Source organism: Ruegeria sp. YTSC192, from assembly GCF_059609705.1.
Map to the genome: position 1 here is coordinate 75,571 of NZ_JBXWMG010000001.1, position 21,689 is coordinate 97,259.

Consider the following 21,689-nt stretch of genomic DNA (forward strand, 5'->3'; position numbering starts at 1 on the left):
AATGTCCCGAGAATGCTGAAAGCGTGGCAGGGTATTCGTGTCGCAGGTTTAACCCGAAGCGACATAGGGGCAACCCGACGGCTGCCCCAAATGCACATGGATTTACGAGTTTGCGCTGGGTACGATCACGATCTCGACCCGGCGGTTCTGCGCTTTGCCTTCCGGCGTCAGATTCGAGGCAACCGGGTTGTTCTCACCTCGTCCGATGGTAGCGATCCGGCTGTAATTCACACCGTTCGCCTGAAGGATGTCCGCGACCGCGTTGGCGCGACGCTCGGACAGGCCTTGGTTGTAAGAGGCCTCGCCATCACTGTCGGTGTGACCGATAATCTGCACGTTCGAGTTCGGATAGTTCACGAGGTTCTGACCAACCCGCACCAGATCGGAGCGCAATGCCGGGCGAACCGTGGCACTGTCGGTATCAAAGGTGATGTCGTTCGGAACGGTAACGATCAGCCGGTCGCCCGCATTGACGATGGTGATCCCGTCATTGGCCAATTGCTGGCGTAGCTCAGCGGCCTGTTTATCAAGTTGGTTGCCAATCAGGCCTCCTCCAGCTGCACCGATGGCACCGCCAGCCAACGCCCCCAACAGCGGGTCCGAGCCATTTGCGATCGCACCGACGCCGGCACCGACCAGACCACCCAGAATCGCACCTTGTTTGGCGTTCTGGTTCGGATCGGCGGGCAGGTTCAACGTGCCCGGATCGGTACAGGCTGCCAAAGCCATGGCCGAGCATAGCCCGGTTGCCAGAAAAAACTTGGAAATCGTCATGGTATCACCTTCTGCTCCGGCCCCCGTTGATCGGGTTTGCCTTGTTGCAGATCAGTATATCACGGCAGCGTTGCGCAGGCTCAAGCAACAAAGCGGTGAAGTCGGCGAATCCCCTCCCATGCCGGATCAGGCAGGCTGCGCGGCCAGATCGTTGCGCTCCTGCTCGTGCCACAAATCCCTAAGCGAACGGCCTTGGCCCCGGAAACTCTGGCCCGTGTCTTCGCAGGCCCAGATACGGTCTGTCCGGAAATGCCGGAACCCGCCCCGCAGCTCGCACCATCCTGCCAGCATCGTGCATTCGATATGGTAGATCAGAGCCACAGGCCGCACGACCCGTTCCGAGCGTTCGCCCGCACCGTTGACATAGGTGATGCGCAGTTTCTGCTCGGCCCGTATTGCTTGGCGGTAGCTGGCCACCGGGATGCACCCTTTCGCGGGGTCATCAACCGGCGCACCCCAGGTCGAGACCTGCAACCAGTCGGCAGGGCAATGCAGCGCGTCGATCTTGTCACAGATGCGCTGCGCCGCCCGTTGCAGATGGCTGTCCCCGGTCCGCGCGAGCATCGACAGCCCGACCCACAGCGCCTCAACCTCTTCGGCGTCGAAATTCAGTGGCGGCAGATCATAGCCGCGCCGCATCAGATAGCCCACGCCTGCCTCGCCCTCGATCGGTGTACGCTGCGCCTGCAGCTCGGCGATATCGCGGTAAACCGTGCGCGTGGACACCTCAAGCTTTTCGGCCAGTTGATCGGCCGTCACGGGCGCATCTGCGGCCCTGAGCATCTGGATAATTTCGAACAACCGGGTCGAGCGGCTCATGTCGGGGCCTCCTGTCAAACTGCTGACAGCCTAGCACATCCCCCTGACAAGAGGGTGTCAGGAGTGGTGCGCGAGGTTGGGTCAGATTTCAACAACCCGGAGGCCCAATATGCCAAGTCTAGACAACCATGTTCTGATGCACCTGAAACTTGAACGCTGGTCGCAAGATCACACCCTTCGCGCCTATGAGATCGAACGTGAACTGGTCGCAGATCGACACCGCGCGCAGCAAGCGCGCCGTAAACGTTCCCGGCGGTTTTCCCTCGGGAACCTCAAACTGCTATGGACCAACGTGGCCTGAGGCTAGAAATCTACCTTGGCGCGAAACTTCATCGCCACGCCGCCCTCGGGGCTTTTCACGCGCAGTTCTTCAGAGTGCAGCATAAGGCGCGGGAAATCCCGCGCTGCGCCTTCTGCATAGAACGGGTCGCCCAGAATCGGGTGACCCAAGGCCAGCATATGAACACGCAACTGATGTGAGCGGCCGGTTTTCGGAAACAAACGCACGCGCGTCGTATCGCCTTCGTATTTGACGACGCGCCAATCTGTGACGGCCTGTTTGCCCGTGTCATGACACACCATCTGGCGCGGCCGGTTCGGCCAGTCGACGATCAGTGGCAGATCAACCGTGCCCGTTTTGGCCTCAACCCGCCCCCAAACACGGGCAATGTAGGTTTTGCGGGTCTGGCGCTGCTCGAACTGCATGCTCAGATTGCGTTGCGCGTGGGGCGTCTGTGCAAAGACCATCACGCCCGAGGTATCCCTGTCCAACCGATGCACCAGCAGGGCCTGCGGAAAGACCGCCTGCACGCGGGTCAGCAGGCAATCCGCCAAATGCGCACCGCGCCCCGGCACCGACAACAAGCCCGAGGGTTTGTTCACCACGATCAGTTGCGCATCTTCATGCAGCACATCCAGCGGTGTCTGGGGGGGATCGTAGGTCTCATTCATGCACGCGTGCCTATCCCACGGCGTCCCTTCCCGCAACGTCGTCCTTGCGTGTGGGGCGCGTATCGTGAACCGTTGAGGCAAAAAGGGGAGAGGACATGCATCCAACAATCGAACGTATGCAAGAGGTTGTCGCCAAAGGGGACGAAGCCCTCATTCACGAACTATTGGCCGAGGACGTCCGCTTCATGCCGCCCACCTACTACAGTACATGGACCGGCCGCGCGCCGGTTGCGGCTGTGTTGGGCCATGTGGGCAAGGTGTTTTCCGACTTCCGCTACCGACGGATCATGGGCAACGGCAATGACTGGGCGCTGGAGTTTCAATGCAAGGTCGGAGATCTGGATGCGGTCGGCGTGGACCTGATCACCTTGAACGACGAGGGTTTGATCCAGCAATTCGAGGTCGTCATGCGCCCTCACAAGACCATAGGTGCCCTGCGTGAGGCGATGATGGCCCGCATAATGACCGACCCAAGGTTCCTGGAATTCAAATCCGCCCTGAGCTGATCATGTCAAATCCGCTTGCCGCCGATCAGATTCTGCGTGTGCCCCTGCTGCCGATTCTGGCAGCTCAGGGTTTGGCTGTGCGCCGCAAAGCCCAACTGTTGCCAGAACCGATTGGTCCGCGCGAGGGGCGAACGGGTCGCGGACCGCTCCTGCGCCTGTTGATCGTGGGCGACAGTTCTGCCGCAGGCGTTGGCGCGGGAACACAGGATCAAGCGCTGTCAGGCCATTTGGTTAAACACTTGGCGCGGCATCATTCGGTCGAATGGCGGCTTGAAGCAACAACCGGGCACACAACCCGAGACACGCTTGAAAGGTTACAGGCGGTTGATGGCACATTTGATGCGGTTGTCACCGCGCTCGGCGTGAACGACGTGACCCGAGGCGTGACCTATGCGCGCTTCATCGAACGACAAAACCAGTTGGCAAGAATACTGACCCAACGCCTCGGCGCGCGACGCGTTGTCGTTACGGCTGTACCGCAGATGAACCGCTTTCCGTCCCTGCCCCATCCCCTGGCTTGGGTATTGGGTCGACAATCCTCTCGCTTGGATCGTGGCCTGCAACAGGTCGCCGCCGCCCATCCACAACTCAGACACCTGTCGCTGGATTTACCGGATGATCCGGCTCTGGCCGCGCCGGATGGATACCACCCCAGTCCCAAAGCCTATAAGATTTGGGCCGAGAGGGCGGCGCGGCTTCTGCTTCAGGCCTGAGCCCGCGCCTGCCGGATCATCGGAATCGAGTACACAACAAGCGCCGCCCAGATCAGGGGGAAGGCGATCATGCGGCCCCGGTCGATCTGTTCTCCGAACAAGGCAACAGCGGTGATGAAGATCATGGTGGGTGCGATAAACTGCAGGATACCCATCGTCGACAGCCTGACCAGTTTGGCCCCGTTGGCATAGACCAGCAAAGGAACAGCCGTCACGATACCGGCGCAAGACAGCAAGACAGTATCCGAGGCCAACACCCCGAAATGCCCCGCCCCCTGAACCCACAGCCACGTTAAATAGGCGATTGCGGGGATCAAAAGGATCAGAACCTCAAGCAGAAACCCTTGATTGGGACCAATCGGCAAAGACCTTTTGAAGAAGGCATAAAAACCCCAACTCACCATCAAACCCAGCGCTGCCCAAGGAAGGCGCCCAGCCTCAACCACCAGAACCAGAACACCCAAAGCCGCGAGCCCGACAGCGACCAACTGCATGCGCGTTAAAGGTTCTCGCAATAACACAGCGCCCAAAGCGATGCTGAACAAAGGGTTGATGTAATACCCGAGTGCCGCATCCAACGCATGGCCGGTTGAGATCGCCCAGATGTAGATCGCCCAGTTCACCGAAATCAGCGCCGCCGTCAAAGCCGCCATACCCAACATCTTGGGATTGCCCAACGCCGCCCTAAGGTCTCGGGTCCGCCCCAGAATGACCAGCAGAAGCCCCGCCACCGGCACCGACCAGATGACCCGATGCGCTACAACCTCAACCGGGCCAATATGGCTGAGGGCTTTCATATAGAGAGGCAGGAAACCCCACATGACATAGGCGGAAACCGCCAGCGCAAAACCCTTTGGGGTGTCCGCATGCTGCGAGGGTGAGGAGGCATTTGCCACGGGAAATCTCCGACAGGTATCGGACCCATCTACGGCAGTTCAGGAGAGGATGAAAACTCTGAAAACAGTGAAGTCGCACATAACGAATTGTGATGGGTCGGCTTCGAAGTCGTGTTTTTAGCCAGATGAAGACCGGATCCCCTGCTTCATCTGGCCCTAAATATCCCGGGGGAGTCGCGGCTTGCCGCGGCGGGGGCAGAGCCCCCATGTTCTGCGGGTCAGACCTTCACGCGCTCGGACTTGGGATCATACATCGGCTTCAAAGATGCCTCGGCCTTCACTTTGACACCGCAAACGTCGATCTCGTAGCTCGATGCCAGAACATCCGCAGCTTTTTGACCTTCGCACGGCACGTAGCCCAAACCGATAGCACCACCAAGGGTGTGGCCGTAGTTGCCGGAACTCAAGTAGCCGACATACTCACCATCGCGCACAATAGGTTCGTTGTGGAACAACAGCGGCTCGGCATCAGTCAGCTTGAACTGCACAAGACGGCTTTTGGGTCCGCTCTCTTTGCGTGCGATCACCGCTTCGCGGCCGATGAAGTCGCAGCCCTTGTCGACTTTCACGGCAAAACCAAGCCCAGCATCAACAACGTGGTCTTCACAGGTGATGTCGTGCCCAAAATGGCGGAAGCCCTTTTCGATGCGGCAGCTGTCCATCATGTGCATACCGCACAGCTTAAGACCCATATCCTGCCCGGCTGCGTGCAGCGTCTCGAACGCATGTCCTGCCATGTCTGAAGAGACATATATCTCCCACCCCAGCTCTCCTACATAGGTGACGCGGTGCGCGCGGGCGAGGCCCATGCCAAGCTCGATCTCTTGTGCAGTACCAAATGGGTTGGTCGCGTTCGAGAAATCGTTGGGCGAGACCTTTTCGAGCAAAGCGCGCGCGTTCGGCCCCATGATGGCCAGAACGCCTTCGCCGGCGGTCACATCCGTGATGACGACCTTGAAGTTGCCTGCATGGCGCTGCATCCATGATTGATCCGCCAGACGGGTCGCGGCTGGCGTGACGACCAGATAGGCGGTCTCGGTCAGGCGGGTGACGGTTACGTCCGCCTCGATCCCACCGGTGCGGTTCAGGAACTGAGTGTAAACTATCTTGCCATTCGGCACCGAGTAGTCCCCACCGCCGATGTAGTTCATAAATGCCTCGGCGTCGGGGCCTTCGACGCGGATTTTCCCGAAGGACGACATGTCGTACATGCCGACATTCTCGCGCACGGCGCGGTGTTCTGCGGCAGAATTTTCGAACCAGTTCTGACGCTTCCAGCTATATTGGTATTCACGTTCCTGCCCGTCATTGGCGAACCAGTTGGCCCGTTCCCAACCGGCCAATTCCCCCATGACCGCGCCTTGCCCCAACAGGTGATGGTGGAACGGCGTTCGCCGCACGCCGCGTGCAGTGGCTTTCTGACGGTAGGGAAAGTGGTCGGCGTAGAGCAGGCCCAGAGTCTCTTTCGAGCGCTCGAAAAGGTACTGCTTGTTGCCCTGAAAGGGCTGCATCCGGCTGATGTCAACATCCCCCAGATCAAACGGCTTCTCGCCGCTGTCCATCCATTCGGCCAACGCCATGCCCGCGCCCCCGGCCGACTGGATACCGATGGAGTTGAAACCCGCCGCAACCCAGACATTGTCCATCTCGGGCGCAAGACCCAGGTGATAGGCGTCATCGGGGGTGAAACTTTCGGGACCGTTGAAGAAGGTGTGAATCCCGGCTTCGGCCAGCATCGGCATACGGTTCACTGCCGCTTCGAGGATGGGTTCAAAATGGTCGAAATCCTCGGGCAGTTGATCGAATTCAAAGCTGTCGGGGATACCATTCATGCCCCAAGGCTTGGCGTTCGGTTCAAACGCACCTAGCAGGATTTTGCCCGCGTCTTCCTTGTAGTAGGCGCATTCATCCGGAACGCGCAGAACTGGCAGCTGGGTCAGGCCGTCAATGCCTTCGGTCACGATGTAGAAATGCTCGCAGGCATGCAGCGGAACGTTCACGCCCGCCATCCGCCCCACTTCGTGGCCCCACATCCCGGCGCAGTTCACCACCATATCGCATTCGATATGGCCTGAGGCGCTGCCATCGTCGGCCACCCAGTCAACGCCGGTAACCTTGCGCCCTTGCTTGACGACATCGGTGACCTTCACACGCTCTTTCACGATGCCACCGCGTTGGCGCGCACCCTTGGCCAGAGCCAGCGCGATGTTCGCCGGATCGCCTTGCCCGTCCAGCGGCAGATACACGGCCCCTTTGACGTCTTCGATGTTGAGATGCGGATACAGCTCGGCCACGCGCTCGTTCGAGATCTCTTCGACCTCGACCCCAAAGGCGCGGGCCATGGCGGCCTGACGGTAGATCTCTTCCTTGCGCTCTTCGGTCAACGCGACAGTGATCGAGCCACAGCGTTTGAAGCCCGTCGCGACACCGGTTTCTTCCTCAAGCGCGCCATAGAGTTCCTGACTGTACTTCGCCAGCTTGGTCATGTTCGCCGTCGCGCGCAATTGGGCGATCAGACCGGCTGCATGCCAGGTGGTACCGCTGGTCAGCTGCTTACGCTCAAGCAGCACAACATCTTTCCAGCCCTTCTTGGTCAGGTGATAAGCAACCGAGCATCCGATCACGCCGCCGCCGATGATGACCACGCGGGCCTTGCTGGGAAGATCAACCATAATGCAGACTCCGTTCGTTCAGGTTCCCCCCTGAATGGCATGAAAAATCGGCGCGGAATCCATCAAAAACGTCATCGCACCCGCAATAATCATCTCTGCGCGGCTTGTCTCTTTTGTTGGCGCATCACAATGGGCGTCACGCCGAAAAAACTGCGGTAAACCGATGAGAAACCGTTCGGGAAACCGCAGGCCAAGCCTATTTCGCGCACGCTCATGGTGGTGTTCAGTAAAAGGTTGTTGGCTTTGGCCAACCGCATTTCACGATAGAACCTGTTGGGTGTAGTGCCGAAGAACGTCTTGAACTTCCGCTCAAGAGATCGATTCGAGGTATTCAGGCTGTCCACGAGATCCTGAATCGGCAAAGGATCTTCGATATTGGTCTGCATCAGCTTGATGCACTGATCCAGTTTCTTATCCCCAGTCGCGGTGTTTTTTGCGCCCGAGAACGGCTGCATCGACGCAAAATCGCGGATGTTTTCATGCAGCATGACGTCCGCCACGGTCATTTGTGTGGGCCCCGAAATATGCCGCCCGATCACGACCAGTGCGATATCGGCGGTGGCCCCCATGCCTGCACAGGTGACGACCGCGCCACGTTCGGTCGCGATGGACAGTTTCGCCTCGAACCGCGCGCCGCGTTCACGCAGAAACGAGGCATTTTCCCAATGGGTTGCAAGATCGGCGGTGCCCTGTTCGTCGATATACCGGCTTGCCGCTTCGGCCAGCAAAAACACCTGCGCACCGCGATAGGTATAGTTCGACACCACCCGGCCCAAAGACAGGTCGGGGTGATCCGGGTCCGAATTGCCGATCACAAACAGATAGGTGGCATCGGGTTGGGTTGGCACGGTTTCGGTCTGAACCGTTGCGTCGCTGCTGCTGGCCACGGGACCACCGCGTAGGGACCGGTAAGTATAGGTGAACGGCGGCGTTGCGGATACCCGATTGGAAATCCGCAGAACATCCACCAGCGACGCGAGTTCCAGCAGCACAAAGCCCGGCGCGACCAGAATGTCGAAATGCACGGGGTTGGTCTGACGCTCGGCAGAGGCTGGCGATGGTGTCTCGGACATACCGTTCCCTTGTCGGTTCAGACGATCCGATGACCGGCTGAATGCAGGCGGCGCGCGAGGGCCTCGATATGATCCGGACCGATTTCGCAGCATCCGCCAACGATTGTTGCGCCTTGGTCGACCCAGGCCATGGCGTGGTCGGCATAGGCATCGGGGCTTAGATCGTGGCGCTGTGCGAGACTATCAACCGTGGGGGCGTCTTGCAAAAAACCATCAGCGATATGCGTGAATCCGTTTGCATAAGCGCCGTAGGGCAGTCCCATCTCTGACAATATCTTAAGCGCGGCCGGAACCGCTTCGGGGCGGGTGCAGTTGATCAGCACGGCTTGCGGTTTGTAACGCTCGACCAAGGGGGCAATCTGATCCAACGGCTCACCGGATCGCAGACGCGTTCCGTCCTCATCCATCGGAGACAGGGCCAGCCACACCGGTTTACCACACCCAGCTGTGCCCCGCAGGGTGCCTTCGGCCTCCATGACAGAGCAGACAGTTTCAATCAGAAACAGGTCCACGCCCTCAACCATAAGCGCGACCAGTTCGGCGAATTTGCGCCCGGCCTCCTCCGGATCAGGTTCAAGATCAGGTCTGTAGGAGGCCAATAGCGGCCCAAGCGATCCCGCGATCCGACCGCCTCCGCCCGCCCGTGCCAGATCGGCCTGAGACACAGCAGTGTGAATCAATTGCGCCAACTGATCCTCAATCCCTTCGCGCACAAGGCGCGAGCGGTGGACGGCATAGGTGTTCGTCGTCGCAACAGTGGCACCGCGTCGGAAATATTCGGCATGTACTTCGCGCACCAGTTCCGGGTGATCGATCATCACCCGCGTCGACCAAAGCGGCGTCGGACGTTTACCGCTGCGTTTGACCAGCTCTTGCCCGATCGAACCATCCAACAGAGTGATTTCGGCCATGTCATAAACTCCTTACGGGATCAGCACCAATTTCCCCGGCAACGCTTTGGATTGGAAATCCTCTTGCGCCTTGGCGATATCCTTTAGGGGATAGGTGCGGGAAATCAAAGGTTTGATCCGACCGGCATTCATCAGCTCGACCAGACGGCCAAACACCTCAGGCGATTGATGAGTGCAGCCGTGAATGGTGATGTCGCGCAGGTAGATGTCGCGCAGATCGGCCTGCACCATCGGGCCTGCAATCGCACCTGATACAGCATAGTGCCCGCCGGGCTTCAGGGCCAGCACGAGACCCGCCCATTTTGGGCCGCCAACCACGTCGATCACCACGTCAAACATATCTGCAGGCAACACAGCATCGCGATCAAAGGTCTCAACCGCGCCTTGGGATTTCACAACCTCGGCCTTGGCAGCACCGGTAGTGCCAAACACAGATGCCCCGCGCAGGCGGGCCAATTGTACGGCCGCCAGCCCGACACCGCCCGAAGCCCCTGTGATCAACACCTTGTGGCCAGCGGTGACCCCGGCGCGGGTCAAAAGGTTCTCGGCCGTGCCAAAGGCGCAGGGAATGGCCGCGATCTCGGTATCTGACAGGGGCGAGGCAGAGACATCGTAGAGATCATCCGCCTCGACCAGACAGTATTGGGCAAAGGCTCCGTCGATCTCGGACCCCAACGCAATGAACCCCTGCGGATGGCCGGGTCGCGGGCGCGGCAGATTGATTGGGCAGGTCACGCGCTGACCGGGGTGGAACCCTGCGCCCGGACCGACTGCTTCGACAATACCGCACAGGTCGCCGCCTTGAATGCGAGGGAACTGCAGCGCGCCGCCCCACCCTCCGGCGTCGACATCCTGATCAACGGCATCGGTGGCCCCGGTTACATCCGAAGAATACCACCCGACCCGCGTATTGATATCGGTGTTGTTGACCCCGGCAGCCGCGACACGCACCAGAACCTGCCCGGTACCGGGCTGTGGAACGGGAATATCTTCGCGCCATTGCAACGCCTCCGGCCCGCCGTGATGGGTGAGGTAAACGCCAGACATATGTGCAGGGATCGTCATTTCAGCCTTCCGATTTGGACTTTGGTGAAAGGCAGGCAAGGGCCCACCTTGGGCCCCAGCTTGGAGTTTTGTGCCAATTTGGCAATCCCCAAAGGGATCAGGCGCGCAGGCGTTCGTTGGCGGGATCCCAGAGCGGCCGGTCTTCCTGAACAACGGCGCGGTACTTCTGGCCGTAGATTTCGACCTCAAGCTCTGTGCCCGGGTTTGCGAGTTCGGTCTTGACCATGCCCAGCGCGATGGACTTGCCAACGCGATAGCCCCATGCGCCCGAGGTGGTCTCGCCCACGATCTCACCATTGTGCGATACACAAGACATGTAAGGCGCGTCGCAGTCACCGGCCTCGACAACCAGCGTGACGAAGGATTTCTTTACGCCCTGCTGCTTTTCGTTCAGGATCGCAGCCTTGCCGGGGAAGTCCTGTGGTTTGTCCAGTTTAACGAACCGCTCAAGCCCACCTTCCAGCAACGAATAATCGGTCGACAGATCGCCCTTCCACGCACGGTAGCCTTTCTCGATCCGCAGAGAGTTCAGGGCGTACATACCGAACGGGGTTGCACCCGCGTCAAGGATCGCGTCGTAGATCGCGGGCATATCTTCGTTGAGGGCGTGAACCTCCCAACCCAGCTCTCCGGCGAAGGAGACGCGGATCAGGAAGGCCGGTTTGCCGGCAACCGTCGCGGATTGATGCGTCAGCCAGCCAGTGGACAGATCCGCATCGCTGAGGCCCGAGAGGATTTCGCGCGATTTCGGGCCAGTCACGATCAGCGTATCGCGGGTGGTGGTGACGTCCTCGACGGAAACACCAACTGGCATTGCGGAGATCAGGATGTCACGGTCATGCCACTGCGCGGTGGCAGCGGTGATCATCACGAACTCATCCTCGCCCAGACGGATGCAGGACATCTCGGTCAGGATACGGCCACGGTCGTCCGAAATGTAGACGAGGTTGATGCGACCAATCTTGGGCAGACCACCGGTGATCAGGCCACGCAGAGCTTCGGCAGCACCTTCACCTTTGACCATGAAGCGCGAAAAGCCCGGCAAGTCCAGCACACCGCAATGGTCGCGCACCGCCTCGCATTCTTCCTTGATACGGCTCTCCCATGGACCCGAGCGACCCCATGTGTGCGTCGCGTCCAGCGAGGTGTCGTCGCCCGGCTTGGCAAACCAGTTGGCGCGTTCCCAGCCATTGTAGGCACCCATGACGCCACCCAGTTCTTTGACCTTGGCGTGGACTGGCGACAGCTTCTTGTCGCGCGCGGCGGGCCATTCGTGGTGCGGGAAGTGCATGGCGTATTCGTTGCCGTAAACCTCCATCCCTTTTTGCACGCAGTAATCGTGGTCGGTGTAATCGGTGTAACGACGCGGGTCGACGGCCCACATGTCCCATTCGGTCGCGCCGTCGACGATCCATTCGGCCAGCACTTTGCCTGCGCCGCCGCCCTGCGCGATGCCGAAGGTAAAGACACAAGCCTCGAACGCGTTTCTGACACCGGGCATCGGGCCGACCAACGGCAAGCCGTCCGGCGCATAGGGGATCGGGCCGTTGATGATCCGGCTGACACCGGCTGTCTGCGTGACCGGCACACGTTCCATCGCATCGGCCACGATATCTTCGATCCGTTCAAGGTCGTCGGACCACAGCTGAAAGCTGAAATCATCGGGCATCGGATCGCTGTCCACATCCCAATGGGCGCGGCAGTTGGGCTCATACGGGCCGATATTGATGCCATTCTTTTCCTGCCGCAGATAATAGGACACGTCTACATCCCGCAGCAGCGGCAGCTTTTTCCCATCATTGGCCTTTGACCAATCTTCCAGCTCGCTGATCTGTTCAGTCAGCAGATACTGGTGGCTCATCACCATCATCGGCACGGTGCGACCGCCATAGGGTTTGAACCATTCGCCCACGCGCTGTGCGTAATACCCAGCGGCATTGACTACATAGTCACAGGCGATATCGCCCTTTTCGGTATGTACGGTCCACGTCCCGTCATCATGCTGGGTCACACCGGTTGCCGGGGTAAAGCGTAGAATGCGTGCGCCCATGTCCCGCGCGCCCTTGGCCAGCGCCTGTGTCAGCTGGGCCGGGTCAATATCGCCATCGCTGGGATCAAACAACGCGCCTTCCAGATCGTGGGTTTCCAGAAACGGATACCGCTCTTTCGCCTGTTCAGGCGTCAGCATTTCCATCCCGATGCCCTGATACCGGCCCATTGCGCAGGCACGTTCGAATTCCTGCATCCGCTCTTTCGAATGCGCCAGCCGGATTGATCCGGTCTGGTGGTAGTTCATCGGATAATCGACCTCATCGCCCAGCCGCTCATACAGCTCGGTCGAGTACCGCTGCATGTTCATGATCGCCCACGAGGTCGAGAAGGTCGGAACGTTACCCGCCGCGTGCCAGGTCGAACCGGCGGTCAGTTCGTTCTTTTCAAGCAGGACACAATCGGTCCAGCCTTTCTTGGCCAGATGGTACAGGGACGACGCCCCCACCACACCGCCACCGATGATAACCACGCGGGCTTTTGTCGGAAAATCACTCATTGGTCTTGATCCCTGTTACTGTGCCCGTTGGGGCAGATCGTCCGTGATGTCGTAGTAATCGCCCTTGTCGGCGACAAAGATGTGCCGGGCGAGCCTCAAACCGGTCGGCTCGTCCAGTGAACCGATGGAAACTGCAATCGTGTCCTCGTCATTGTGCTGCCAGAAAAGGAACGAGCCGCACGCGCTGCAAAAGCCACGCTTGGCGATGTCAGAGGCGCGGTACCAGCCCAGCGTTTCGCTGGTGGTCAGGCTGAGATTGTCCTGATGCGTCACGCAAGACGCCCACAGGTGCCCCGATTGCCTGCGGCATTGTCCGCAGTGGCAGGCGTTGGGCGGCGTCAGATCACCATCAATGGTGAATGCAACCTTGCCGCAGAGGCAGGAACCGGTGTGCATGTCTTTACCCCTTTGCTGTTGGCGTCGTGCTGGTGCCCAGCAACACACCATAGATGATGAAACAGGTCGCCATGATCCGTCGGACCCAAACGTTGAACACGGCCCCCAGCGCAGCCTTGCCCATCAGCGCGCCCAGCAGGGTGAAGCCGGTATAGCTGAGCGTCGTGATGATCAGAGCCGTTGGCATGATCACCCCCATCTGTTGCCAGATCGGCGCGTCGGGCTGGACGAATTGCGAAAACGCCGCAAGGTATCCGGCCACACTTTTCGGGTTGATCGTGGCGACCGCCAGCGCGTGCAGATAGACATGGCGCGCGGGCCGCTCGGACGCAGGCGCTGGCTTGCTGGCGTTGAGCCAACCGCGAATACCCATCCAGATCAGGAACCCGGCCCCGATCAGCTTGGCGACAAGAAACCCGGTAGGTGAGGCCGCGATCAGCGCCGTTATGCCCAACGCGGACAAGATCAGAAACACACTGGCCTGTGTCAGGATCGCAAGCACCCCAAGCATCGCCTTCGGGAAGGGCAAGCTCATGCCGTTTGAGATACAATTTACCGCATTCGGCCCCGGAGTGGTCACGAACACCACCCAGAACAGCGCGAATATGGTCCAGGCCTCAAAGCTCATCAGTATACCGGCGGCGCAATGACCCAGATGGCCACGGCGGGCTCATCATAGGGGTTCGCCCATTGATAGGGCTCATGCTTTATTCGGAAACTGTCGCCCGGCCCGACGGTGAAGTGCCGCGCGCCGATCGTCAGGTCCAGTTGGCCCGAGACGATATAGCCGACCTCCTGCGTTGGTCGGTCTGCGGATTTTTGCATTTTGGATCGGGGCTCAAACGTGGAATGCACCATTTCGAAATCATCGGTCAGATCCGGTGAAAGCAGCTCCTCGATCAGGCCTTCTTCATCTGAACCCATTGGTCGTCGTGACACGGCGCGAACCACGTAGCCTTGCTCCTCGACCGGGGCGGCGGAATGCGCAAACAGCATCGACATGGGAACGCCCAGGCATTCTGCGATCTGACGCAGGTCCGAGATTGAAGGATCGGACATGTCCCTTTCGACCTGACTAAGCCACCCGACCGAGCGGTTCAGACGTTCGGCAATTTCAGTCAGCGTCAAACCCCTTGCCTTGCGCAAAGCTCGCAAGTCCGCTCCGAGCGTCGCGCGCTGAGGGGTTTGCGTGTTCAAGGTCAGACTCCGATTCTCGTGAAATTTCATTTTCATTTTTCACGATGTCTCAATTTCGTGAAATTTCAAAGCTCTTTTTCATGAGAGGTCGCAAATCAGGACCCAAACCCAAGCTCCATAACAGTTTAGTTGGGGTTGCTGTTAAGCGGAGAACACGTTCTGAAGAATTTTGGTCAGTTCGGACGCGTCCACATCCGTGAAGGCATCCGGCTGGTCACTGTCGATGTCAAACACGGCAATAACCGCGTCCGAGGCATCGCGTACGGGCAAAACAAGCTCTGACCGCGTAGAAGACGCGCAGGCAATATGACCCGGAAATGCGTCCACATCAGGCACCAGCTGCACTTCGCCCGTGCGCGCGGCTGCGCCGCACACGCCGCGTGCGAACGGGATGACCAGACAGCCGTGGCCGCCCTGGTAGGGGCCGATTTTCAGCAGGTCCGGTTCGGTGACGCGGTAGAACCCCGTCCAGTTAAACCGATCATCGGCGTGATGCACCTCGCACGCGATTGTCGCCATCAGAGAGATTTGATCGGTTTCGCCCTCGGTCAGCGAGGCGATTGTCTTGGCGAGGCTGTCGTAGTCGACCGTCATGTTGGCACTGCTCCGTTCGGGGGAAGGGGGCGCTGCCCCCTCTTGAGCCTAAGGCTCAATTCACCCCCGGAGTATTTGTAAAAAGATGAAGCGTCAAACGCGTTCGATGGCGATGGCCGTGCCCTCGCCGCCGCCGATACAGATCGCAGCGACCCCTCGCTTCAGGTCGCGTTTTTCCAGGGCGTTCAGAAGCGTGACCATGATCCGGGCCCCCGATGCCCCGATTGGGTGACCCAGAGCGCAGGCCCCGCCATTGACGTTGACGGTGTCGCGCGGCAGGCCCATTTCACGCATGAAGGCCATCGGAACCACGGCGAAGGCCTCGTTCACCTCCCACAGGTCCACATCATCTTTGGTCCAGCCAAGACGATCCAGCAGCTTTTGCGCCGCAGGAACCGGAGCAGTTGTGAAAAGGCCCGGCGCTTGCGCGTGGCTTGCATGGCCCAAGACGCGCGCGCGAACAGTCAGCCCTTTCGCCTGCGCTGCCTCGGCAGAGGCCAGAACAAGTGCCGCCGCTCCGTCGGAAATGGAGGAGGAGTTTGCCGCCGTTACTGTACCATTCTGACGGAAGGCTGGTTTCAGTGTCGGGATCTTCTCGGGCCGGGCGGACTTGGGCTGTTCATCCGCTTCAAGCACAAGCGCCCCTTTGCGCGTTTGCACCGTGACCGGGGCGATTTCCCCATCAAACGCGCCATTATCCTGCGCAGTCAGTGCGTTCGAGAGGGATTGTAACGCATATTCGTCCTGTGCCTCGCGGGTGAACTGATAGGTTTCAGCGCAGTCTTCGGCAAATGTTCCCATCAGACGGCCTTTGTCATAAGCATCTTCAAGCCCATCCAGAAACATATGGTCCACGACCTGCCCGTGCCCGATCCGCGCACCGCCGCGCATCTTGGGAAGCAAATAGGGCGCGTTCGACATACTCTCCATCCCGCCTGCGACCATGGTATCGGTGCAACCCAACGCGATCTGGTCAAAGGCGATCATGGCGGCTTTCATACCCGAGCCGCACATCTTGTTGAGGGTCGTGGCTGGCACCTCTTCGCCCAACCCGGCTGCAAATCCCGCCTGACGCGCTGGTGCCTGTCCCTGCCCCGCCGGAAGCACACAGCCCATCAGGACTTCGTCGACAGTGTCCGTATCCGCCTGCTGCAAGGCAGCGCGAATCGCGGCTCCGCCAAGGTCGGCAGCGGGAACACCATCGAACATGCCCTGAAACCCTCCCATGGGTGTACGGGCCGCGCCTGCGATCACTACGTCTTTCATCCGAAATCCCTCCTTTTGCCGCATCTTGAATACCGAATGGTAAGATTTGCCGTCTAGCGTATTTCTACGACGCAATTTCAGCTGAAAAGGGCGCTCAATCATGGGGCTGACCAGCACTACAACCGACAAGGCGCAGATCATCACCGTTCACTTGGAACGGATTGATGCAGCTATCGCCATCCAGTTCAAGGAGGACATGCGCCGCGAAACAGAAACCGACGCGATCCGCATCGTTCTGGATCTGGCGGGCGTGGAATTCATTGATTCAAGTGGATTGGGGGCCATCGTCGCCTCGATGAAACAAATCGGCAGTGAGCGTCGGCTGGATCTGGCCGGGCTGCAGCCTGTGGTCGAAAAAGTGTTTCGCCTGACGCGAATGGACACCGTTTTCAGATTATTCGATTCGCTGGACGACGCGCTGTCGGCGCAAGTAGAGTAACGCGGCCAACGCAGATGTGTGTAACGCCGACCAATGATCCAACCTGCCTGCAGCTGAGCTTTCCGGCGATTGAAGCGGAAGCCAGCGCCGGAATCGCGACGTTGAGCGCCGGTCTGGCCCGCCACGGCTTGCCTGTCGAAAAGGCGGATGACGTGAAAATTGCCTTGGCAGAAGCGATCAACAACGTTGTCGAGCATGCCTATTCTGGCATTGAACCCGCCAAAGTGCAGGTCTGTTGCCGGTTAGAGCACAACCAGCTGGACATTCTGATCTCTGACACCGGTCGCCCTCTGCCCGGCTGCAAACCTCCGGACGGGACCCCGGCGCTGGTTGAAACAAGCCTGCAGGACCTGCCAGAAGGGGGGTTTGGATGGTATCTGATTCACCAACTGACCAGCGAGATTCGGTATGAGCGTCGCGATGGCTTCAACCTGTTGTCACTGCGGTTCGACGTCCCAACGCCCGATTGACCCAAGGGATTTGACGCGAAATGGCCACAATAAGACCTTTTTCGAACCATTGCGCCGCCCCAAACGACTGTCAAACATATTCCCGTAGCTCAGATAGCTTCCCTCGGCGCCAAGTGTCACAGCCCCCACCCAGTGAACGGCGCCGAGGAACCTCCCTCCCCTCATTGAAGAACTGGACAATTGTTCCCTGCGCGATACGTTCGCGGTGTTCAAAGGAAGGGGATGATGATGCGGGATTTGCACAAGCCGGGCCGGTCCGAAGTTTTGGCCACAAACGGGATGTGTGCGACCTCACACCCGCTTGCGGCGAAAGCCGCCGTCGACATTCTGGAACGCGGCGGCAATGCCATGGATGCAGCCATTGCCGGGGCGGTCTTGCTGGGAATTTGCGAGCCGCAGATGACCGGTTTGGGCGGCGATTGTTTTGTCCTCTACAACCGCGCGGGGGAAACCCAGATCCGCGCGTTGAATGGCTCGGGCCGGGCACCTGCTGCGGCGCAAGCCGGCGCATTGCGGGATCGGGGCTTGACCTCGGTGCCTTTGACCAGTCCGGATTCGGTAACGGTCCCGGGCGCGGTCGACGCCTTCTGTAATCTCAGCCAAACCGAAGGCCGGTTGGGGCTGGATGCCATTCTGCAACCGGCCATTCACTATGCAGAACAGGGTGTTCCGGTCGCTCCACGCGTTTCTTTCGATTGGCACAATGGCGAGCCGACCCTTCAAGGGGTCGCGCGTGACCACTATCTGATCCAAGGACAGGCCCCGAAGACGGGTCAGGTCTTTCGCGCGCCAAAACAGGCTGAGGTTCTGCGACGTATTGCAAAGGATGGTCGGGAGGCCTTCTATTCAGGTGAAATCGCAGCAGATATGATCGCCGCGCTTTCCGCGTTGGGGGGTCTGCACACCGCCGAGGATTTTCAATCGACCCGATGCACCCCGTCCGATCCGATGAGCGGCACCTATCAGGGCGTTGATCTGGTCGAGCACCCCCCAAATGGCCAAGGTGCAACGGCGATCTTGCTGCTGAATATCCTCACGCATTTCGACCTTGCCAGCATGGACCCATTGGGCGCGGAACGGGTGCATATCGAGGCCGAAGCTACAAAACTGGCCTATGACGCACGCAACCGCTTCATCGCCGATCCCGACCATATGGCGCGGGCCGAGCGCTTTCTGGACAAAGACATCGCCGCAGCCCTCGCGGCTTTGATCGACCCGAAACGCGCTATGCCAGCAGCCGCGCCTCTGACCGAGGCGATCCACAAGGATACCGTCTACATTACCGTCGTCGACCGCGATCAGATGGCTGTCTCGCTGATCTACTCGATCTTCCACAGCTTCGGCTCGGGGATCGCGTCCGAGAAATACGGCATCTTGCTGCAAAACCGAGGGGCGGGCTTCACCCTTCAGGCTGGGCACCCAAATGAGTTGAGCGGCGGCAAACGCCCGATGCACACGATCATTCCCGGTATGCTGGCCGAGAACAACCGCGTGATGATGCCCTTCGGCGTTATGGGTGGGGCGTATCAACCCACGGGACATGCCCGGTTCGTGTCAAACCTGATGGATTTCGGCTTTGACCTGCAAGAGGCCATCAACGCCCCCCGCGCCTTCGCCGACGGAGGCATCCTGAAGCTCGAGCGCGGGTTCCCCGACGCGGTAGCTCAACAATTAAGCGAAATGGGCCACACTGTGGAAACACCAGAAACCCCACTGGGCGGCGCACAGGCCATACGAATCCGTGAAGATGGTGTTTTGGAGGGGGCAAGTGACCCCAGAAAGGACGGTTGCGCGCTGGGATATTGATCAACGCGCAGACGCGACGTCCTGATCAGTTCAGTTGGAAGTGCAGCGGGTATGACCCATCCTCGAACGGACCGAACATGTTGGGGATGTCGGGATGCTCAACCGGCTCACCCGATCGGTCTTCGATCAGATTTTGTTCTGAAACATAAGCCACATAGAAGGATTGGTCGTTCTCGGCCAACAGGTGATAGAACGGCTGGTCCTTGATCGGCCGGCTGTCTTCGGGGATGGCTTCGTACCATTCCTCGGTATTCGAAAACTCTGGATCCACGTCGAAAATCACCCCTCGGAAGGGATGTTTCTTGTGTCTCACGATTTGTCCCAGGCCGTACTTGGCGTGTGTCTTTAGCATTGTTTCAGCCCCCAAAGAGTTTACTACCTCTTTCCGGGCGGAAAAGCCAATCATTGATATGAAATTCAAGGAAACAGTCTGTGAACCTCTTACTGACAGTGTTCGAAATTGCGGCACCGGTGTTCCTTTTGTCAGCAATCGGCTTTGTCTGGGTGAAGCTTGGCTTTGAATACCGCCTACAGTTTGTGACGCGTTTTGCGATGACGCTGGCAGTCCCGAGTCTGATTTTCGTGGCCTTGATGCAGACCGAAATTCCGGGGGGTGACCTGTCACGGTTCACGCTGGCCACCATTGCGGCCAATCTGGTTCTCGCGGTCGTTTTCTGGGTCATTGTAAAGGTGCTAAAGCTTGAGCAACGCACCTACCTTTCGCCACTGATCTTCGGAAATACCGGCAATCTGGGTCTTCCCCTATGCATCTTTGCATTTGGTCAGGCCGGTTTGGGATATGCGGTTATCTTTCTGGCCGTGACCGCACTGTTTTCCTTTACCTATGGGATCTATCTGGTCGCGGGCAAAGGCGCCTTCGGGCAGGTCATCCGCCAGCCCATGGTCTGGGCCACGCTGCTGGGCGCGCTGTTCCTGTGGCAGGGCTGGGAAACGCCTCTGTTCCTGACCAACACCCTTGATTTGCTCGGGCAAATGGCTGTTCCGATGATGCTGGTGACCGTTGGCGTGGCAATCGCGCGCCTGACCTCTCGCAGTCTTCACCAGGCCATTTGGCTGTCGTTTCTCAAACTGGCGGTCTGCTTTGCCCTTGGATGGGGCGTCGCCATCGCCTTCGGGCTGGAATCGATCGCCTTTGGCGTTCTGGTCTTGCAGATGTGTACCCCCGTCGCCGTCACCTCGTACCTGCTGGCCGAACGGTTTGAAGCGGATGCAGATGCTGTTGCCGGCATGGTCATGGTCTCGACCGTGCTGTCTGTCGCCGCGTTACCGGGTGTTTTGGCGATCATTCTCTAGCGATTGTGATTTCCTCAGCGCTCAATCTGCGCTAGAATGCCAGAAAAAAGGCACGAGGCACATGAGCAGAATTCTTTTCGTACTCCTAGGGGTGCTGCTTTTGGCATCCTGTGGTGGCGGGTCAAAACAGCCACCCAGCAGATTGAATGACGCGTGCAGCATTGCGCGCGAAAAACCTGACTACATCAAAGCTTTCAAAAGCACCGAGCGGAAATGGGGCGTCCCCGTTCACGTTCAGATGGCGACGATCTATCAGGAAAGCCGTTACCGCCATGATGCGCGCACCCCGCATCGCTACGTGCTGGGCGTGATCCCGATGGGTCGGCAGAGCAGCGCCTTTGGCTACAGCCAGGCCCTGGACGGCACGTGGGAAGAATACCAGCGTGAAACCGGCAAACGCCGCGCCAAGCGGGACCGCATTCGCGACGCGTCCGACTTTATCGGCTGGTACATGAACAAAACCTACGAGCGGAACGGCATCAACCTGGGCGACACGCGCAACCAGTATCTGGCCTATCACGAAGGCCACACGGGCTATGCGCGCGGTAGCTACAACCAGAAATCATGGCTGTTGAATGTGGCCAGCGATGTCGATGCACGGGCCAACCTGTATCAGGCTCAGCTGGCCAGTTGCCGCTACTGAGTTAGGCGGGTCAGCGGTCGCCTGACCCGACCCGCTTTCCGTTTGAGAACAAGCTCTGATCGAGGCGCCCACCTTCGGTCAGCTCCCCCAGAAGAACTGTGGTTTGGGTTCCTGCATTGTCGTGGATCACCCATTTCCGCAGCTCGACAGGGTTGTCCGTGAACATCAACTCAATCCGGCCCGATTCAGGGTTTTTGGGGTCCTGCGCCGTCACGACGGTCGCGGTCCCGTCAAAGTCGTGACCGACGACCATATTGGCCTGCCCCAGATTCACATTCCGAGCCAGCACAAGTGACAGTGGCGTTCGCTTCAGCGGGTATTGTTCGGGCGGCTGGTTGGATTTCGGGTCAAATATCTGAACACTCCCCGAGCGTGCAAGGACAACCGCGCTGTCGGGCGGATCATATTCGAACCGCATCTTACCGGGCCGTTGAATCCATAGCCTGCCGGTACTGAGAGAGCCGTCATCGTTGACCTGGGTAAAACTGGTCTGAACCGTTTTCATCTTGTTCAGATAATTGGAAATCTCCGACAGCGGCAGCTTGTCTGCCGCCCAAGCGGCAGGCGCGGCCAGTGTCAAAGCAAGGGCAAAAGCAATCTGTTTCATAGGACCCAGATAAGGCTTTTGCCCTTGTT

General features: G+C 59.2%; 24 protein-coding genes. 8 read left to right on the forward strand and 16 right to left on the reverse strand.

Annotation, left to right across the window (positions count from 1 at the left end):
* Positions 1-102 precede the first annotated feature (102 nt).
* Both AC2FD8_RS00345 and AC2FD8_RS00350 read right to left on the reverse strand, forming a co-directional pair.
* A complete protein-coding gene (locus AC2FD8_RS00345; RefSeq protein WP_496853920.1) occupies positions 103-774 on the reverse strand; it encodes a YiaD family glycine zipper/OmpA-like lipoprotein in 672 nt (223 codons plus the stop codon).
* Positions 775-900: 126 nt separating this feature from the next.
* Complete coding sequence (locus AC2FD8_RS00350; RefSeq protein ID WP_496853919.1) at positions 901-1,593, reverse strand: helix-turn-helix transcriptional regulator; 693 nt, start codon at positions 1,591-1,593, stop codon at positions 901-903.
* A gap of 109 nt (positions 1,594-1,702) precedes the next feature.
* Between AC2FD8_RS00350 and AC2FD8_RS00355 the strand changes: the two genes are divergently transcribed.
* Positions 1,703-1,894 carry a hypothetical protein gene (locus tag AC2FD8_RS00355; RefSeq protein ID WP_496853918.1) on the forward strand — a complete coding sequence of 64 codons (192 nt, stop codon included), beginning with the start codon at positions 1,703-1,705 and terminating at the stop codon, positions 1,892-1,894.
* A 2-nt stretch (positions 1,895-1,896) separates the two neighbouring features.
* On the opposite strand, the gene AC2FD8_RS00360 is transcribed toward AC2FD8_RS00355, so the two are convergent.
* A complete protein-coding gene (locus AC2FD8_RS00360) occupies positions 1,897-2,544 on the reverse strand; it encodes an RluA family pseudouridine synthase (protein ID WP_496853917.1) in 648 nt (215 codons plus the stop codon).
* Positions 2,545-2,639: 95 nt separating this feature from the next.
* Here AC2FD8_RS00360 and AC2FD8_RS00365 point away from each other — a divergent pair, with 95 nt between their 5' ends.
* Together AC2FD8_RS00365 and AC2FD8_RS00370 are read left to right on the forward strand one after the other, a co-directional pair.
* Positions 2,640-3,050 carry a nuclear transport factor 2 family protein gene (locus AC2FD8_RS00365; protein WP_496853916.1) on the forward strand — a complete coding sequence of 137 codons (411 nt, stop codon included), beginning with the start codon at positions 2,640-2,642 and terminating at the stop codon, positions 3,048-3,050.
* A 2-nt stretch (positions 3,051-3,052) separates the two neighbouring features.
* Positions 3,053-3,763 carry an SGNH/GDSL hydrolase family protein gene (locus AC2FD8_RS00370; RefSeq protein WP_496853915.1) on the forward strand — a complete coding sequence of 237 codons (711 nt, stop codon included), beginning with the start codon at positions 3,053-3,055 and terminating at the stop codon, positions 3,761-3,763.
* Here AC2FD8_RS00370 and rarD read toward each other — a convergent pair.
* The 11 genes from rarD to AC2FD8_RS00425 all read right to left on the reverse strand — a co-directional run bounded on the left by rarD (position 3,754) and on the right by AC2FD8_RS00425 (position 16,381).
* Entirely contained in the window at positions 3,754-4,659 is a 906-nt protein-coding gene (gene rarD / locus AC2FD8_RS00375) for an EamA family transporter RarD (RefSeq protein WP_496853913.1), read from the reverse strand. The genes AC2FD8_RS00370 and rarD overlap by 10 nt on opposite strands.
* Before the next feature lie 218 nt (positions 4,660-4,877).
* The gene (locus tag AC2FD8_RS00380) at positions 4,878-7,331 is read right to left on the reverse strand and encodes a GcvT family protein (RefSeq protein WP_496853912.1); all 2,454 of its coding nucleotides are present in this window, start codon (positions 7,329-7,331) and stop codon (positions 4,878-4,880) included.
* A gap of 89 nt (positions 7,332-7,420) precedes the next feature.
* Positions 7,421-8,404: a GlxA family transcriptional regulator gene (locus AC2FD8_RS00385; RefSeq protein ID WP_496853910.1), complete on the reverse strand. Its 984-nt coding sequence runs from the start codon at positions 8,402-8,404 to the stop codon at positions 7,421-7,423.
* A 17-nt stretch (positions 8,405-8,421) separates the two neighbouring features.
* The gene (locus AC2FD8_RS00390) at positions 8,422-9,315 is read right to left on the reverse strand and encodes a homocysteine S-methyltransferase family protein (protein ID WP_496853909.1); all 894 of its coding nucleotides are present in this window, start codon (positions 9,313-9,315) and stop codon (positions 8,422-8,424) included.
* Positions 9,316-9,327: 12 nt separating this feature from the next.
* Positions 9,328-10,380 (reverse strand): alcohol dehydrogenase family protein, encoded by a 1,053-nt coding sequence (locus AC2FD8_RS00395; protein ID WP_496853908.1) that lies wholly within the window; start codon positions 10,378-10,380, stop codon positions 9,328-9,330.
* A gap of 97 nt (positions 10,381-10,477) precedes the next feature.
* Positions 10,478-12,928 carry a GcvT family protein gene (locus tag AC2FD8_RS00400; protein ID WP_496853906.1) on the reverse strand — a complete coding sequence of 817 codons (2,451 nt, stop codon included), beginning with the start codon at positions 12,926-12,928 and terminating at the stop codon, positions 10,478-10,480.
* Positions 12,929-12,943: 15 nt separating this feature from the next.
* The gene (locus tag AC2FD8_RS00405; protein ID WP_496853905.1) at positions 12,944-13,324 is read right to left on the reverse strand and encodes a GFA family protein; all 381 of its coding nucleotides are present in this window, start codon (positions 13,322-13,324) and stop codon (positions 12,944-12,946) included.
* A gap of 4 nt (positions 13,325-13,328) precedes the next feature.
* A complete protein-coding gene (locus tag AC2FD8_RS00410; protein ID WP_496853904.1) occupies positions 13,329-13,952 on the reverse strand; it encodes a LysE family translocator in 624 nt (207 codons plus the stop codon).
* Positions 13,952-14,521: a helix-turn-helix domain-containing protein gene (locus tag AC2FD8_RS00415; RefSeq protein WP_496853902.1), complete on the reverse strand. Its 570-nt coding sequence runs from the start codon at positions 14,519-14,521 to the stop codon at positions 13,952-13,954. Before AC2FD8_RS00415 ends, AC2FD8_RS00410 begins: the two co-directional genes overlap by 1 nt.
* 141 nt (positions 14,522-14,662) lie before the next feature.
* Positions 14,663-15,115: a GAF domain-containing protein gene (locus tag AC2FD8_RS00420; protein WP_496853901.1), complete on the reverse strand. Its 453-nt coding sequence runs from the start codon at positions 15,113-15,115 to the stop codon at positions 14,663-14,665.
* 93 nt (positions 15,116-15,208) lie between these two features.
* Positions 15,209-16,381: a thiolase family protein gene (locus tag AC2FD8_RS00425; RefSeq protein ID WP_496853900.1), complete on the reverse strand. Its 1,173-nt coding sequence runs from the start codon at positions 16,379-16,381 to the stop codon at positions 15,209-15,211.
* A gap of 100 nt (positions 16,382-16,481) precedes the next feature.
* Here AC2FD8_RS00425 and AC2FD8_RS00430 point away from each other — a divergent pair, with 100 nt between their 5' ends.
* The 3 genes from AC2FD8_RS00430 (at position 16,482) to ggt (ending at position 19,096) form a co-directional block, all read left to right on the forward strand.
* Entirely contained in the window at positions 16,482-16,820 is a 339-nt protein-coding gene (locus tag AC2FD8_RS00430; protein ID WP_496853899.1) for an STAS domain-containing protein, read from the forward strand.
* Between the two features lie 14 nt (positions 16,821-16,834).
* Entirely contained in the window at positions 16,835-17,290 is a 456-nt protein-coding gene (locus AC2FD8_RS00435; protein WP_496853898.1) for an ATP-binding protein, read from the forward strand.
* Between the two features lie 228 nt (positions 17,291-17,518).
* On the forward strand, positions 17,519-19,096 hold the full coding sequence (gene ggt / locus AC2FD8_RS00440) for a gamma-glutamyltransferase (protein WP_496854007.1): 1,578 nt from the start codon (positions 17,519-17,521) through the stop codon (positions 19,094-19,096).
* Positions 19,097-19,121: 25 nt separating this feature from the next.
* Here the strand turns inward: ggt and hspQ are convergent, their stop codons facing one another.
* Complete coding sequence (gene hspQ / locus AC2FD8_RS00445) at positions 19,122-19,448, reverse strand: heat shock protein HspQ (protein WP_496853896.1); 327 nt, start codon at positions 19,446-19,448, stop codon at positions 19,122-19,124.
* A gap of 80 nt (positions 19,449-19,528) precedes the next feature.
* Here hspQ and AC2FD8_RS00450 point away from each other — a divergent pair, with 80 nt between their 5' ends.
* Entirely contained in the window at positions 19,529-20,410 is an 882-nt protein-coding gene (locus AC2FD8_RS00450; RefSeq protein WP_496853895.1) for an AEC family transporter, read from the forward strand.
* Positions 20,411-20,471: 61 nt separating this feature from the next.
* Positions 20,472-21,053, forward strand: coding sequence for a transglycosylase SLT domain-containing protein (locus AC2FD8_RS00455; RefSeq protein ID WP_496853894.1), 582 nt, complete (start codon positions 20,472-20,474; stop codon positions 21,051-21,053).
* 10 nt (positions 21,054-21,063) lie between these two features.
* Here AC2FD8_RS00455 and AC2FD8_RS00460 read toward each other — a convergent pair whose 3' ends face one another.
* On the reverse strand, positions 21,064-21,660 hold the full coding sequence (locus AC2FD8_RS00460) for a LolA family protein (protein ID WP_496853893.1): 597 nt from the start codon (positions 21,658-21,660) through the stop codon (positions 21,064-21,066).
* Positions 21,661-21,689: the final 29 nt, after the last annotated feature.